The organism is Streptomyces sp. NPDC089424 (assembly GCF_044749345.1).
Classification (GTDB): Bacteria; Actinomycetota; Actinomycetes; order Streptomycetales; family Streptomycetaceae; genus Streptomyces.
On sequence record NZ_JBIVHU010000004.1, the window covers coordinates 183,918 to 198,468 of the forward strand.

17 protein-coding genes are annotated in these 14,551 nt (G+C 70.0%); 8 read left to right on the forward strand and 9 right to left on the reverse strand.

What is annotated here, in order from left to right; all coding sequences use genetic code 11:
* Positions 1-37 precede the first annotated feature (37 nt).
* From ACIP2X_RS20495 to ACIP2X_RS20510, 4 genes are all read right to left on the reverse strand, one after another.
* The gene (locus tag ACIP2X_RS20495; protein WP_401674935.1) at positions 38-475 is read right to left on the reverse strand and encodes an SsgA family sporulation/cell division regulator; all 438 of its coding nucleotides are present in this window, start codon (positions 473-475) and stop codon (positions 38-40) included.
* A 99-nt stretch (positions 476-574) separates the two neighbouring features.
* On the reverse strand, positions 575-1,300 hold the full coding sequence (locus ACIP2X_RS20500) for an IclR family transcriptional regulator (RefSeq protein ID WP_401675813.1): 726 nt from the start codon (positions 1,298-1,300) through the stop codon (positions 575-577).
* 283 nt (positions 1,301-1,583) lie between these two features.
* Positions 1,584-1,796, reverse strand: a complete 213-nt coding sequence (locus tag ACIP2X_RS20505; protein WP_401674938.1) for a DUF5326 family protein — start codon at positions 1,794-1,796, stop codon at positions 1,584-1,586.
* Positions 1,797-1,991: 195 nt separating this feature from the next.
* Positions 1,992-2,309, reverse strand: coding sequence for a cupin domain-containing protein (locus ACIP2X_RS20510; protein ID WP_401674941.1), 318 nt, complete (start codon positions 2,307-2,309; stop codon positions 1,992-1,994).
* Between the two features lie 57 nt (positions 2,310-2,366).
* Between ACIP2X_RS20510 and ACIP2X_RS20515 the strand changes: the two genes are divergently transcribed.
* The 5 genes from ACIP2X_RS20515 to ACIP2X_RS20535 all read left to right on the forward strand — a co-directional run bounded on the left by ACIP2X_RS20515 (position 2,367) and on the right by ACIP2X_RS20535 (position 6,102).
* A complete protein-coding gene (locus ACIP2X_RS20515) occupies positions 2,367-2,744 on the forward strand; it encodes a phage holin family protein (protein ID WP_401674943.1) in 378 nt (125 codons plus the stop codon).
* 5 nt (positions 2,745-2,749) lie between these two features.
* On the forward strand, positions 2,750-3,241 hold the full coding sequence (locus ACIP2X_RS20520; RefSeq protein WP_401674945.1) for a low molecular weight protein-tyrosine-phosphatase: 492 nt from the start codon (positions 2,750-2,752) through the stop codon (positions 3,239-3,241).
* Entirely contained in the window at positions 3,238-4,395 is a 1,158-nt protein-coding gene (locus tag ACIP2X_RS20525; protein ID WP_401674947.1) for a cystathionine gamma-lyase, read from the forward strand. The genes ACIP2X_RS20520 and ACIP2X_RS20525 overlap by 4 nt, the downstream gene beginning before the upstream one ends.
* Positions 4,396-4,625: 230 nt before the next feature.
* Entirely contained in the window at positions 4,626-5,531 is a 906-nt protein-coding gene (locus ACIP2X_RS20530) for a LysR family transcriptional regulator (protein WP_401674950.1), read from the forward strand.
* Positions 5,532-5,619: 88 nt separating this feature from the next.
* The gene (locus ACIP2X_RS20535; protein ID WP_401674954.1) at positions 5,620-6,102 is read left to right on the forward strand and encodes an NUDIX domain-containing protein; all 483 of its coding nucleotides are present in this window, start codon (positions 5,620-5,622) and stop codon (positions 6,100-6,102) included.
* 29 nt (positions 6,103-6,131) lie between these two features.
* Here the strand turns inward: ACIP2X_RS20535 and ACIP2X_RS20540 are convergent, their stop codons facing one another.
* Both ACIP2X_RS20540 and ACIP2X_RS20545 read right to left on the reverse strand, forming a co-directional pair.
* The gene (locus tag ACIP2X_RS20540; protein WP_401675815.1) at positions 6,132-7,742 is read right to left on the reverse strand and encodes a globin domain-containing protein; all 1,611 of its coding nucleotides are present in this window, start codon (positions 7,740-7,742) and stop codon (positions 6,132-6,134) included.
* A 687-nt stretch (positions 7,743-8,429) separates the two neighbouring features.
* Positions 8,430-9,062: an HAD family hydrolase gene (locus ACIP2X_RS20545; RefSeq protein WP_401674957.1), complete on the reverse strand. Its 633-nt coding sequence runs from the start codon at positions 9,060-9,062 to the stop codon at positions 8,430-8,432.
* Between the two features lie 229 nt (positions 9,063-9,291).
* Here ACIP2X_RS20545 and ACIP2X_RS20550 point away from each other — a divergent pair, with 229 nt between their 5' ends.
* Positions 9,292-10,158, forward strand: a complete 867-nt coding sequence (locus tag ACIP2X_RS20550; RefSeq protein ID WP_401674960.1) for a GNAT family N-acetyltransferase — start codon at positions 9,292-9,294, stop codon at positions 10,156-10,158.
* Positions 10,159-10,234: 76 nt separating this feature from the next.
* On the opposite strand, the gene ACIP2X_RS20555 is transcribed toward ACIP2X_RS20550, so the two are convergent.
* Both ACIP2X_RS20555 and ACIP2X_RS20560 read right to left on the reverse strand, forming a co-directional pair.
* A complete protein-coding gene (locus tag ACIP2X_RS20555; RefSeq protein ID WP_401674962.1) occupies positions 10,235-10,657 on the reverse strand; it encodes a heme-binding protein in 423 nt (140 codons plus the stop codon).
* Positions 10,658-10,743: 86 nt separating this feature from the next.
* Complete coding sequence (locus ACIP2X_RS20560) at positions 10,744-11,952, reverse strand: MFS transporter (RefSeq protein WP_401674964.1); 1,209 nt, start codon at positions 11,950-11,952, stop codon at positions 10,744-10,746.
* Between the two features lie 139 nt (positions 11,953-12,091).
* On the opposite strand from ACIP2X_RS20560, the gene ACIP2X_RS20565 reads away from it, so the two are divergent.
* Both ACIP2X_RS20565 and ACIP2X_RS20570 read left to right on the forward strand, forming a co-directional pair.
* Entirely contained in the window at positions 12,092-12,550 is a 459-nt protein-coding gene (locus ACIP2X_RS20565) for a MarR family winged helix-turn-helix transcriptional regulator (RefSeq protein ID WP_401674967.1), read from the forward strand.
* A 9-nt stretch (positions 12,551-12,559) separates the two neighbouring features.
* Complete coding sequence (locus tag ACIP2X_RS20570) at positions 12,560-13,012, forward strand: GNAT family N-acetyltransferase (RefSeq protein WP_401674969.1); 453 nt, start codon at positions 12,560-12,562, stop codon at positions 13,010-13,012.
* A 57-nt stretch (positions 13,013-13,069) separates the two neighbouring features.
* Here ACIP2X_RS20570 and ACIP2X_RS20575 read toward each other — a convergent pair whose 3' ends face one another.
* Positions 13,070-14,455, reverse strand: coding sequence for a serine hydrolase domain-containing protein (locus ACIP2X_RS20575; protein ID WP_401674972.1), 1,386 nt, complete (start codon positions 14,453-14,455; stop codon positions 13,070-13,072).
* Positions 14,456-14,551: the final 96 nt, after the last annotated feature.

Below are 14,551 nucleotides of genomic sequence, written 5' to 3' on the forward strand. Positions count from 1 at the left end.
AGGCGAAGCGTTACACCAGCCTCATCCGTCACATGGCTCACCCGGCGCTCTGCTCCTCCGCCAGAATCCGGTCCAGCGCCTCGTCGAGATGCGCGTCGAAGTCGGCGAGCGCCCCCTCCTGGCCCAGCGGCACCAGCTTGTCCGTGCGGTCCAGGAAGGCGACCAGCGGCGCCGTGGAGGAACGGAACAACGCCTGGTCGCTGCCCACCTGAAGCCGGATCAGAACGTCGCCCAGCGACTCGGGCTCCACCGGCGAGACCCGCACATCGCCCTCGCCGCACGGCCGCCCGACCCCGTCGATCAGCAGCTCCCGGCCGAAGGCCCAGGTGACCGGGGCATCCCCGGGCAGGTGAAAGGTCAGCCGCACCGCGTAGGGATCGCGCGTCTCGTAGCGCAGCTCCACAGGGATGCGGAAGGAGAGCTCCTCGGAAACGAGAAAGCTCATCATGACCTCTGCCTGTACGGACTCGCGCATCGCCTACCCCGTCACTTGCCGTTCGATTGGCCGGGAATGAACCTGAATACCTGGTGGCATCTTGCTGAAAGTACACACCAGATCACAAGGAGTGAGTTTTCAGATACTGATAGAGAGCGCGAGTGACCCCACCGACCGGCCCACCTCGCTCCGCAACTGCCGTACCGCGGGCAGCAGTCGGTCCGCCTGGTGACTGGGAAGCGAGATCGCCATCGTTCCGGCCGTGTCACCCACAGTGAGGGGAATCGCGGCGCACACCGTGCCCAGCGCGTACTCCTGGCGCTCGGTCACCGGTTCCATCCGGTTCGTACGTTCGAGTCGTTGCAGCAGGGTGCGGCTGTCCGGGACGGTGTAGGGGGTGATGGACTGCACGGGATAGCGATCGAGGTGGTCCCGGCGGATGCTCTCGTCGAGCTGGGACAGCAGGCACTGTCCGATCGCGTGCGCGTGGCCGGTCTCGCGGAAGTCGGCCCACTCCTCCACCGCCGGATTGCCGGGAGTGTCGGAGACGCACATGATCTCGATCTCACCCTCGCGGTAGACCGCGTAGTAGACGGGCACACCGAGGGAGTCCCGCCAGCGCGCCAGGGCGCCGATGACCGTGCTGCGACGTTTCTGCTCCGCCCCGCTACTGCTCAGCCGTTCCGCCGCCTCACCGAGGAAGAACAGCCCCTTCTCCCGGCGCAGATAGTCCTCGTGCACCAGGGTGCGCAGCAGGTGGTACGTCGTGGGCAGCGCCAGGCCGGTCTCGCGGGCCAGTTGCTTGGCGGGGGCGCCGTAGGTGTGCGCGGCGACGGCCTCCAGCAGGCGGATGGCGCGCTGCACGGAGCCGATGAGGGTGGTGGGGTGAGCGGGTGTGGGGGCGCAGGAATCTGCGGGTGCGGTGTCTGCCGTGGCCAAGGGTCACTCCCGAAGCGCGAGGGGGGCAGCCCGTGCAGGGGTAACACGGGAGGGGGTGTACGGGTGCGTACGCCGTTCGCGGGGCGCTTCCCGCGTCGAGTTCCGGACTCTATTGGCCTGCCACCGCTCACAGACCGTCCGCCCGGGAAACTTCCCTCCCCCGAGGGAACCGGCGACACCTGGCGCCGGTTCCCGTCACCCTCTCCTCTTACCAGTCGCCACGCGACGAGGAGTTCGTCGTGAACTTGCGCACGACGTAGATGAGTCCGCCGACCAGGGCGACGAAGACCAGCACCTTGAACAGCAGCCCGATCACGAAGCCCACGACGCTGGCTATCACGCCGCCGAACACGACCAGGGCGATGACCGGCACCGCGATCCACTTAACCCACCACGGCAGACCCGCGAAGATCTCTCCCATCGCCCTTGTCCTTCTCTCCGCCCACCGGCCGCACGGCTCCCGCTGAGCCCTCCGGTCCCGCCAGGTCCTCTGATGTCCTGCCTCGATGCTAGGGCCGGCAGGGCGCCTCCCGGGGGCCCGGCAGCCCTTGTCCTCCCCTGACCGATCCCCTAGGGAATCCGGGCGAGACTCAACCGAAAACCCCGAGCCCGCCGGTCAGTTCCCGGGCGGCGAGAACACCACGAGCACCCGCAGGTCCTCGCTGATGTGGTGGAACTTGTGTGCCACACCGGCCGGGACGTACACCACGCTGCCCCGAGCCACCTCGGTGGTCTCCATGCCGACGGTGATCGCGGCCCGGCCGCTGACGACGAAGTACACCTCGTCCTGGTTGTGCGGTTTCTGCGGATCATGCTCGCCCGCGTCCAGTGCGTAGAGACCGACCGACATGTTCCGCTCCCGCAGAAACTGCAGGTAGGCGCCGTCGTTGGCGGCGCGCTCCGCCTCCAGTTCGTCCAGCCGGAATGCCTTCATCGCTTCGTCGCCTCACGCCCGTACTCGTATCCGATCTCGTCTGCCACGATCAGACACATGATGAATTTCCTAGTCAAGACGCTCGCCAATGCCGGTGCCCTGGCAGTCGCCGTGTGGCTCCTCGACAAGATCACCCTTACCGGGGACAGCACCGCCAAGAAGGCCGGCACGCTGCTCGTGGTCGCGCTGATCTTCGGTCTGGTGAACGTTCTGGTCAAGCCGCTCGTTCAGCTTCTGAGCCTGCCGCTGCTCATTCTCACGCTGGGTCTGTTCACCCTGATCGTCAACGCGCTGATGCTGTTGCTGACCTCGTGGCTGGCCGACAAGCTCGACCTGAGCTTCCATGTCGAGGGCTTCTGGACGGCCGTCCTGGGCGCCCTGATCATCTCGATCGTCTCCTGGGCCCTCAACGTCATCCTTCCCGACCGGGACTGAGCACCATGACCTACCGCATCTGTTTCGTCTGCACCGGCAACATCTGCCGCTCCCCGATGGCCGAGTCCGTCTTCCGGGCACGCGTCGTGGAGGCCGGTCTGGAAGGGCTCGTCGAGGTCGACAGCGCCGGCACGGGCGGCTGGCACGAGGGCGAGCCGGCCGACCCGCGCACCGTCGCCGTGCTCCGGGCACACGACTACGACGGGGCGCACGTCGCCCGGCAGTTCCAGCAGGCGTGGTTCTCGCGGCTCGATCTGGTCGTCGCACTCGACGCCGGCCATCTGACGGCGCTGCGCCGCCTCGCGCCCACCGAGCAGGAGGCGGCGAAGGTGCGCCTGCTGCGTTCCTACGACCCCGACGCGGGCGGCGACCTCGACGTCCCGGATCCGTACTACGGGGGCGCGGACGGCTTCGATGAGGTCCTTGAGATGGTGGAGGCGGCGAGCACGGGACTGCTCGCCGCGGTACGCGAGGACGTGGAAGGACGGGCGGCATGAGTGATGCGGCAGACGGTACGGGCGCGGAGCGGGGCCTCGGCGAGGGCACACGCGCGGTGCGGGCGGGACTGCCCGAGCCGGTGAAGCATGAGCCGACCCTGCCGGGTCCGGTGTTCGCCGCCCACTTCCACCTGCCGGGCGACCCGACAGGAGGGTACGCCTACGGCCGCGACGAGAACCCGACGTGGACGCATCTGGAGCGGGCGATCGGCGAGCTGGAGGCGCCCGGGCGGGGGGACGCCGAGACCCTCGTGTTCGCCTCCGGGATGGCCGCCATCTCGTCGGTGCTCTTCTCGCAGCTGCGGGCGGGCGACGCGGTCGTCCTGCCCAGCGACGGCTACCAGGTCCTGCCCCTGGTGCGGCAGCAGCTGGAGGCGTTCGGCATCGAGGTGCGCACCGCGCCGACCGGCGGTGACGCCCAGCTCGACGTCCTGGACGGCGCGAAGCTGCTGTGGATCGAGACCCCGTCGAACCCCGGTCTCGACGTGTGCGACGTCCGTCGCCTCGCCGAGGCGGCACACGCGCGCGGCGCCCTGGTCGCCGTCGACAACACGCTCGCCACACCGCTCGGGCAGCGCCCCCTGGAGCTGGGCGCCGACTTCTCCGTCGCCAGCGGCACCAAGCAGCTCACCGGGCACGGCGACATCCTCCTGGGCTACGTCGCCGGCCTCGACGCCGAGGCCATGGCCGCCGTACGCCGGTGGCGCAAGATCGTCGGGGCGATCCCTGGGCCGATGGAGGCCTGGCTCGCCCATCGGTCGATCGCCACACTCCAGATGCGTGTCGACCGGCAGAGCGTCGGCGCCCTGGCGGTGGCCGAGGCGCTGCGCGACTGGCACGAGGACCTCGGGGTGCGCTACCCGGGGCTGAAGAGCGACCCGTCCCACAAGATCGCCTCCGAGCAGATGCACCGCTACGGCTGCGTGGTGTCCTTCACGCTGCCCAGCCGCGCGCGTGCCGACCGCTTCCTGGACCTCTTGCGGCTCGTGGACGACGCGACGAGCTTCGGCGGGGTGCGCTCCACCGCCGAGCGGCGGGGGCGCTGGGGAGGCGACGCCGTACCGGAGGGCTTCATCCGGCTGTCGGTCGGAGCCGAGGACCCCTCGGATCTGGTCGCGGACGTGCTGCGGGCCCTGGACGAGTCGGCGCGGTGACCGCCCGCCGGACGCCCGGTGAGGGATCCGGCTACGCAGATCGGACGGTCCGAGCCTCCCCCCTCGTGGCTCGGACCGTCCGCGGTTCTCAGCGCTAAGAACCGCGCGAACAAGGCTAGTTGACTCTCTGTCAGTGTCCAATCACAGTAGCGACAGAGACCTACCGACTTATTTATAGTTGGGCCCTGCCTCAGGGGTGGGAGCAGTGCACGGGAAGGGGTGGGCGCGCCATGGATCTGGCCCTGCTGCGCACGTTCGTGACCGTGCACCGGGCCGGCTCCTTCACCCGCGCCGCGGCGCTGCTGGGCCTGTCCCAGCCGGCCGTGACCTCCCAGATACGCACGCTCGAACGACAGCTGGGTCGCCCCCTCTTCCTGCGCCAGGCGCGTGGCGTGACGCCGACCACCACGGGCGACGAGCTCGCGCACAAGGCCGCTCCGCATCTGGACGCGCTGGTGGAGATCGCCGAGAGCGGACTGGACGACGAGTCCTCGCTCCGTACGCTGCACCTGGCCGGCCCACCGGAGTTCACCGCCGAACGAGCACTGCCGGCGCTCGTGGAACTCACCGGGGACGACGGGCAGGGGTTCGCCCTGCGTGCCTCGTTCGGCAACGCCGAGGAGGCACTGGAGGGGCTGGCCGCCGGACATCATGATCTGGCCATCAGCACCGCCCGCCCACGCGGCGCTCTGCTCAGCGCGACTGCGCTCTGCGACGAGGAGCACGTCCTGGTCGCCGCCCCGCGCTGGGCCGAGGAGATCGACGCCGGGACCCTGCGCGACAAGGGCGCACCCGCCCTGGAGAACCTCCCCGTGGTGGAGGTGCACGAGTCCCTCCCGTTCGTGGCCCGCTACTGGGCCTCCGTCTTCGACTCCCGCCCCGCCGCCTCCGGCACCGTGATCGTTCCCGACCTGCGTGCCGTCCTCGGGTGCGCCGCCGCCGGTGCCGGGCTCGCGGTGCTGCCCCGCTATCTGTGCGGGCCCGCCCTGGAGCGCGGCGAGGTGGTCGCGCTGCATGAACCGGCGGTACCGCCGCTGCGCACGTACTTCCTGGTCGTACGCACCGGAACGCTGGCCATGCCGCATGTCGCGAGGGCGCACGAGTGGCTCCAGCGGGCGGCCGCCGACTGGTGCTGAGCGGGGCATCCGGGGGCTTTACTCACCGATACCCGGGGGTGACGATCCGCGATGTTTCACGTGGAACATCGCGGGCCACATTTCTCCCATGACCGTCCGACCCGTGGTCAAGCGCACCGCCCGCGCCGTTCTCCTGGACGGCGACGACCTCATTCTGATCAAGCGCACCAAGCCCGGCGTCGATCCCTACTGGGTCACCCCCGGTGGCGGGGTCGAGCCCGGCGACCCCACCGTCGTCCACGCCCTGCACCGCGAGGTGTACGAGGAACTCGGCGCCAAGGTCACCGACGTCGTGCCGTGCTTCGTCGACACCGTCGAGCACATCGGCGAGGACACTGCCTCGACCGGGGTGAAGGTGCAGCACTTCTTCGTCTGCCGGCTGGAATCCATGGACCCGTCCCTGCGGCACGGCCCCGAGGTCGAGGAGCCCATGGGTGAGTACGAGATCGTGAGAGTGCCGTTCACCCGCGTCGGGATCGCCTCCGTGCACCTCGTACCGCTGTCGCTGCGGCACTACCTCGACGGGAACATCGAGGGCGTACGGGCCATGCACGCGCCCGACCTCGGCTGAACCGGCCGCCGGGCCGGAGTTCGTACCTGTCAGCTGCCGGTGGCAACGAGTTCCTCCACCGAGTCGTGCCGTATACGCGCGGAAGGGATGCCGATGTCCCTCAGGGCGTGCACGCCGCTGCGGATCATGCCGGGCGGGCCGGAAAGGTAGGCGTCGTACTCGGTCCAGGGACCGTACTCCCGTATCGCGTCGGGGAGCTGGAGGTGCGACTGCTGGTCGATGATCGCGCGGACGGAGAGCCAGGGGTGGGCCTGCTGAAGCCGGAGCATCGTGTCGATGTCGTACAGGTCGTGGTCGGTACGGGCGCCGTAGAAGACCTCGACCCGCCGCCGTTCGCCGTGCTCGGCGACGTCCTCGACCAGGGCCTTGATCGGCGCGATACCGGTACCGCCGCCCAGGCACAGCAGCCCGCTGTCCGTGGTGTGGTCCACGGTCATCGAGCCGGCCGGCGGGCCGAGGCGGATGACGTCGCCGGGCCGGGCACGGTGGACCAGGGCGTTGGAGACCCAGCCCGCCGGGACCGCCTTCACATGGAAGCTGAGCAGGCCGTCGGAGCGCGGCGCCGAAGAGAAGGAGTAGTGCCGCCAGACGCGCGGCCACCACGGTGTCTCCAGACTCGTGTACTGCCCGGCGAGGAAGGGGTAGGGCTGGTCGGGGCGGACGGTGACGACCGCGACGTCAGGGGTCCTGAGGTCGTGCGAGACGACCTCCGCGTGCCACCACGCCGGGGAGCGGAGCTCGTCGGCGGCCGAAGCGTCGATCATGACCTGCGAGATCGTCGTGTACGCCCGCACCCAGGCCGCCTCCGTCTCGTCGTTCCAGACGGACTCGGCGTACCGGCTCAGCGCACCGATCAGGCACTCGCCCACGGCCGGATAGTGGTCGGGCTGCGTGCCGTACTTGCGGTGCCCGCGGCCCAGGTTCTGCAGGTAGGGAACGAGCACGTCACTGTTGTCGATGTGCTCGGCGGCCGTGAGCAACGCCTTGAGCAGGCGGTCCCGCTGTGCGTCCATCGCGGCGGGGAAGAGGGGGCGCAGATCGGGGTGGCGCACGAAGAGCAGGGCGTAGAAGTACGAGGTGACCTTGTCCGCGACGGGGGCGACGGTGGACATGGTGCGCCGGATGAGGACCGCGTCCGGGGAGGCGTCCCGGGGGGAACCGGAGACGGACGGCTCTGCGGGCGGGGCCGGGTCGGCGGGCGCGGCTTGCGGGGCGGAGGCGGCGGGGGCGGTCTGCGGGGGCGCGGTCGGTGCGTAGGGGTGTGATGCCGGGGTCGGTGCGGGTGAGGCCGTAGCGGGCGGGTGAGGGGCCGCGGCGGGGGCTTGAGGGGCCGCGGCGGGGGCGGGGGCCACGGCCGACTCGGCGTGCGGAGCCGGTGTCGTGTGCGGAGCCGGTGCGGCGGAAGGGCTGCCGCCGGCTGTGAAGAGCGACGGCTCGGTGTGGTCTGCCGGAGCCGGACGCTGCGAGGGCACGCGACGAGGGGCGGGCGGGGCCTCGGTGGCGGTGGTGGCACGCTGGTCGTACGGCCGGGCTTCGGTACGGTTCGGGGGCGGCGCGGGCGTCGACACGGCCGCCCGGCTTATTCGTTCATGGTCCGCCGCGACCTCGGCCGCGACGCCCTGAGCGGTCGACGTACCCATGGCACCCGACGGGACTGCGTGCGACGACTCTGTCTCCGCCTCCCGTGCCCACGGGGTGGGCGCCTGGGGCCTGGAGAGGGCCTCGGTGACGTACGGCCGGGCGAGCGGCTCTTCGGCTTCGGGATGCCCCTGCGGCTCGGGCCGGTGCGAGGCGGGGTGCGGTGCGGCCTGATCCGCCGGGCCGCCCGAGTCGGTGCCGGGCGTGGCCCTGCCCACCGTGCGCATGCCGGCCAGGCGGCTGCCCTCCGGGGCTTCCCGATCGGTTCCCTGCACCGGCGCCGGCTGTTTGCGCGGCGTGAACCAGCCGCCTCCACCGTCCGAAGTGCCTTTGTCGGCCGACTTGGTGGTCGGAGCGTCCATGGTGTGCCTCGCCTCGAACATCTTTCGGTCGGTCTGCGCACTTCCTCAGTCGGAAGATGCCTGCTTCCTCCGCAGCCGGTTGCTTTCCCCGTTCGGCGTCGCGGCCCATGCAGCCATAGTCAACTCTTGTTCCCAATGCGTACGGACAAGTACGAGGAGAGTGTGACATTGGCCGCAGTGCATTGCCCTGCTCTCGGTTCCGACGGGAAGAGTGCTCCGTCTTCCACACGGGAACCGGAGTCGACCCTACCGGCCCCCGGCCCGCACACAAGTCCCCCCTTGCACGCCCACGAATTTGACTATGGGGAGATCCAGCGATTCCCCCAATTACTGGGCGTGCCGCACCAATTCATAGGCATCCCACAGATCCCTCCCCGCATACGAGTGCGTCGCCAGACCGGCCAGTTGCCGATCCGCATTGACGGCGACGGAAACCGGGACGACCCCGAACAGTTCCTTGTCCGAGGACGAGTCCCCGTAAGCGACACAGTCCGCCCGTGTCACCCCGAACTCCCGGCACAAGCGGTCGGCGATGAGCACCTTGGCCGCGGCATTGAGCACCCCGGCGGGGTCCAGCGGCTGGGTGAACGGCACGGCAGGAAAGAGCGAGCCGTGCGCGGCATGAGCGCCCCAGGTGGTGAGCCGTTCGACGAAGAACGAGGGGGACAACGACACCACCGCGCAGTAGTCGCCCCGGCGCCGGATCTCCGCCCAGACGTCACGGATTCGATTCAGCCAAGGCGCTCCGTCGAAAGCGGCCAGCACATGCGCTTCGGTGAGCCCGGCCCACATCGCGTGCACGCGATGCGCATACTCCGGCGGGCCGATCAGTCCCGCCGCGATCTCCCGTTCGAGCGCCACCGTCTCGGCTTCCAGTCCGAGTTGTCGCGAGATCTCCAGGGGCGCGGTGCTGCCGTGGAGCAATGTGCCGTCGAGATCGAAGAGATGAAGTCTCGCCATGACACCGGAGGCTAGTGGGCCGAGGTGTCGCCTTTTCGAGACACGTCCGAGCGGACCGTGCGATGCCGGGTCGCGGGACTGATGGACGCTCGCCGTTCGCCGATGTTTCACGTGAAACACCGCGCGCTCGTCCATGTGTCCGGCCGCACTCCACGAGTTGGCCAAAAGGGCGTACGTCTCTTCCGAAACAGGTGGACGTCAAGGGCACCGGTCAGACAGCCTGACCTGCGTGCCTACTCCTTCCCTCGCTGCACTGCCGATCCGCCGCCTGACCCGTCGCGACCTCGACGTCTGCGCCGACTTGTCCGAGGACCGGGGGTGGCCGCGCGAGGAACACAAGTGGGGCTTCCTCCTCACCGCCGGGAAGGGATACGGCATCGACGACCCTCGGGGAGGGCTCGTGGCCGCCTGCGCGGTCACCGAGTACGGACCACAGGAACGCCCCGAACTGGGGGCCGTGGGAATGGTCCTGGTCGCCGAGCGTCACGCACGCCAGGGCATCGGGCGCCGGTTGATGCGACATGTGGTGTCGCTGATGGGCACCACGCCCCTGACACTGCACGCGACGCCGAACGGACGACCGCTCTACGAAGAACTCGGCTTCAAGACAACCGGCCGCGCGGAGATGCTGCGCGGCTTTTTCATGCCCGGCGGACCCGAGCCCAGGGTGGCCACCCGTCCGGCGACCGGTGAGGACCTGCCCAAGATCCTCCGGATCGACGCCGAGGTGTTCGGTGCCGACCGCACGCACATCGTCACGCGGCTGCCCGCCTTCGCCGATCAGGTCCGGGTCGCCGAGGAGGACGGCCGGATCATCGGCTACGCGGCCGTGTGGCCCAACATGGAGACGCATGTCGTGGGCCCTCTGATCGCGCGCGACACGGAGACCGCGAAGGCCCTGATCGCCTCGCTCGCCGCCCATACCGACCGGCCGCTGCGCACGGACATCGACGTACGGCACGAGGAGCTGCTGACCTGGGCGAAGCAGCGCGGGCTGGAATCGGTGGCCTTCAACGCGGTGATGACCTACGGGGTGCCGGAACTCCCGGGTGACTGGCGACGGCGCTTCGCCCCGCTGACGGTCGCGGCCGGCTGACTTCCGCACGGCACGGCAAGGACGCCGGTCCGCGAGGGGACCGACCGGCGTCCTGACCCGACGCGCTCAGGCACTGTCAGACGAGCGTCTCCACGGCGGCCGTGGCGAAGCCGTGGTCCTGCTCCGGCGCGCCGCCGCCCACTCCGATCGCCCCGATCAGCCGACCGTCACGGTGGACCGGCAGGCCGCCCGCGATGAAGAGCAGCGGCCGGTCGAGCGCGGTCTGCAGGGAGTGGAACGGCCCGTCGGGCTTGACCACGTCGACGAGGTCGGCGGTCGGCGCGTTCAACTGAAGGGCGGTGTACGCCTTGCGGGTGCTGGTCTCTCCGGAGATCAGCACGGCCTGATCGTCGCGCCGGAAGGCGAGCAGATGCCCGCCGGCGTCCAGAACGGTCACACTGACGGTCGCTCCGGCGGCCTCGGCGGCCCGGCGGGCGGCGCTGACGAGAACCTCGGCGTCCTGGATGGTCAGGGGCGCGACGGCGGTGGTGGTGCTCATTTCGTGTCTCTCCTTGCGTGTGTTGCCGGTGAGGGTGCCGGCCGGGCGGCGCGGGGACTGCCCTGGCCCCGCGAGGACCCGGCAGGTCAGTGACGGACGGCCGTTCGTTCCTCGACGGGGGCACCGGCCGCGACGAGGGCGCCCGGGGTGCCACCGCGACGCTCCAGGGCGGCCGAGAGGACGGCGAGGACCAGCGCGGCCGCGGCCAGGACGGCGCCGACCCAGTTCGGAGCCGTGTAGCCGAGCCCGGCCGCGATGACGAGGCCGCCGAGCCAGGCCGAGAGGGCGTTGCCGAGGTTGAAGGCGCCGATGTTCACGGCGGAGGCCAGCGTCGGGGCGCCGTGTGCCTGGTCGAGGACGCGCTTCTGCAGCGGCGGGACGGTCGCGAAGCCCAGGGCACCGATCAGCGCGATGCTGACGGCCGAGAGGATCTTGTCGTGCGCCGTGAGCGTGAAGAGCGCGAGGACGACCGCGAGCGCGCCCAGGGAGACGTACAGCATCGGCATCAGGGCCCGGTCGGCGAACTTTCCGCCGACGAGGTTGCCGGCCACCATGCCGAGGCCGAAGAGCACCAGCAGCCAGGTGACGGAGCCGTCGGCGAAACCGGCGACGTGGGTCATCATCGGCGCGATGTAGGTGATGGCCGCGAAGACACCGCCGAAGCCGAGGACGGTCATCGCCATGGCGAGCAGGACCTGGACGTTCTTGAAGGCGGCCAGTTCGTGCCGCAGGTGCACACCTTCCGGCTTGGGCGTCTCCGGCACGAGCTTGGCGATGCCGGCCAGGCCGACGACACCGAGCGCGGCGACGACGGTGAAGGTGACGCGCCACCCCAGGGACTGCCCGACGAGCGTGCCCAGCGGGACGCCGACGACATTGGCGACGGTCAGGCCGGTGAACATCATCGCGATGGCTCCGGCCTTCCTGTCCGGGGCGACCAGCTCGGCCGCCACCACCGAGCCGATGCCGAAGAAGGCACCGTGGGCGAGCGAGGCGACCACCCGGCCGATGAGCATGACCGAGAAGGCGGGCGCGAAGGCCGAGAGCAGGTTGCCGACGATGAACAGTCCCATCAGCACCATCAGCATGCGCTTGCGGGAGATCTTGGTGCCGAGCACGGTCATCAGCGGGGCACCGAACATCACACCGAGCGCGTAGCCGGTCACCAGGAAGCCGGCGGTCGGGATGGAGACCCCGAAGTCGGCCGCGACCTCGGGCAGCAAGCCCATGATCACGAATTCGGTGGTGCCGATTCCGAAGGCCCCGATCGCGAGGGCCAGAAGCGCGAGAGGCATGGGGGGATACACCTTCTCAGAAGATTGCAGGAGCGCTTTGCGTGCGTCCACAATAGTTGCACGCGCGGGATACCCGCAAACGCTGACTATTGCGCGGCTGCTCTATCCTGGACGCAGCAGCTCCGGGACGGAGGAACCCATGACAGCGACGGACCCCGCACTCACCGCCCTCGCACAGGGCTGGTGCGCCCTCTCCCTGCTGCACGGGAGGATCGAGGCGCACATCGAGCGCGCCCTGCAGACCCGACACGGCTTGAGCGTGCGCGAGTACTCCCTGCTCGACGTGCTCAGCCGACAGCACGACGGCGATGGCGGGCATCTGCAGATGAAGCAGGTCGCCGACGCGGTCGTGCTCAGCCAGAGCGCCACCACCCGGCTGGTGACCCGTCTCGAGGACCGTGGCCTGCTGGAGCGGTATCTGTGCCCCACCGACCGCCGCGGCATCTACACGAACGTGACCGAGGCGGGGCTGAAGCTGCTGGAGGAGGCACGGCCGACGAATGACGCCGCCCTGCGCGAGGCGCTCGACGAGGCGTCGAAGGTTCCCGAGCTGGCTCCGCTGGTCCGGGTCGTGGAGTCGGTGAACGTGCCCGCATAGGGTGCGAGCATGGGAGATCTTGAAATACGAGCGGCTGTCACGGAGGACCTTCCCGTGATCGTCGGCATGCTCGCCGACGACCCGCTGGGCGCTCAGCGCGAATCACCGGACGACCTGGCTCCGTACCGGGTGGCACTGGAGCGCCTCGACGCCGACCCGAACCAGCATCTGGTCGTCGCCGTTCGACAGGACCGCGTCGTCGGCACCCTGCAGCTCACGATCATTCCCGGACTGTCCCGGCGCGGAGCCACCCGGTCGATCATCGAGGGCGTCCGCATCCACAGCGACGAACGGGGCAGCGGTCTCGGAACCCAGCTGATCGAGTGGGCCGTCGAGGAATCCCGCCGCCTGGGCTGCCAGCTGGTGCAGTTGACGTCCGACACCTCTCGTGTGGACGCACACCGCTTCTACGAACGGCTCGGCTTCACGGCGTCCCACGTCGGTTTCAAGCTCCAGTTCTGACGAAGGGCCATGTTTCACGTGAAACATGGCCCTCGCCGGCCGCCTGGGCTCCGACGCCTAGCCGATCCCCCGCCACCCCTCCGGGTCCACTCCACCCGGCACGTCCGCCGCCTCCTCGTAGGGCTGACGCGTGAAGACGAACGACCCGAGGTCCAGGTGGCTCAGGGAGCCGTCAGGCCGCCGTACGGGCGCCAGCAGCTCTCCGGCGTAATAGCCCTCCAGGCCGGTCCAGGTGCCGTCGCCGTTGGCCCGGAAGCGGGCGCCACGCCCCTTCCCTGACAGCGGCTCCAGCGACACCCCACCACCGCTGGTGAGGCGCAGCCCGAAGGCGTACGTCCCCCAGTACCACTGGCCCGCCAACTCGAGGACGGACGGGTCGGCTTCGGGCAGCGGTCGCCACGGCTCAGGAATGCGCGGCTCGGCCTCGGCGACGATGCGCACGAGGTCGGCCCCCACCATCGACAGGAACGGACCCGAGGTGCAGTTGGCGAGCACCACCGCCGCGACGTCGTCCGCCACGCCGAGGGTGAGATTCGCGAGGAAACCCGGCAGCGAGCCGGAGTGGCCCACGAGCATCCGGCCGTCCCGCTGCTGGACCTGCAACCCGAGCCCGTACGAGGCCCCGTCGGCGAGATCCGCGGCCTCGGCCGGAGCGGCGGGCGCCCGCATCTCGCGTACGGTCTCCGCGCTCAGCACCCGCTCGTCGCCCCTCGCGAGGAACACGGCGAACCGCGCCAAGTCCCCGGTCGTCGACCAGAGCTGCCCGGCGGGAGCCATGCGTCCGAGATCCTCGGCAGGCTCCGGAAGCAGCACATCGGCCCAGGGATGCACCGCCCAGCCCCCGGCGTGCGGCGCGGACGGCTGGCCGCTGGTCCGGTTCAGGCCCAGGGGCTCGAGCACCTCGCGTCGCAGCACGTCTTCCCAGGGGGCGCCGCGCAGCCTCTCCACGAGCGCCCCCAACAGCGTGTAACCGGGGTTCGAGTAGTGGAAACGCCGACCGGACGGATGCAGGAAGGGGTGGTCCCCGAGCACATCGGAAAGCTCCGGTCGCAGCGACCCCGGGCTGCGTTCCCACCAGGGCGCCGGGGACTCCGCGGCCAGTCCGCTGGTGTGCGCCAGCAGTTCGGCGACGGTGGCCTCGCCTGCGCTCGTACCCGGCAGATGCTTCTCCAGCCGGTCACCGAGGTCGAGGAGCCCTTCGTCGCGCAGCCGCAGCACGAGAACCGCGGTGAAGGTCTTGGTGATCGAACCGATCCGGTACTGGACGTTCTCGTCCGGCACCTCACCGTCCACCGACGAACGGGCCCCGTGCCACACGACGCGTCCGTCCCGCACCACCGCCGCGACCATCGACGGCGCACGCCCCTCGGACTGCGCCACGGCCAGCCGGTGCAGCAGGGCCCGCCGCGTACCGGGAAGCAACTCTTCCTGAGATGAAGTCATGCCCCCAGTCCATCCGCCCGGACGACGAACGTCGAGCACATTTCCCAGCGAGCGACAGCCGAGCAACAGCAACCCACAGGAGTCAGGCCTTCTGTG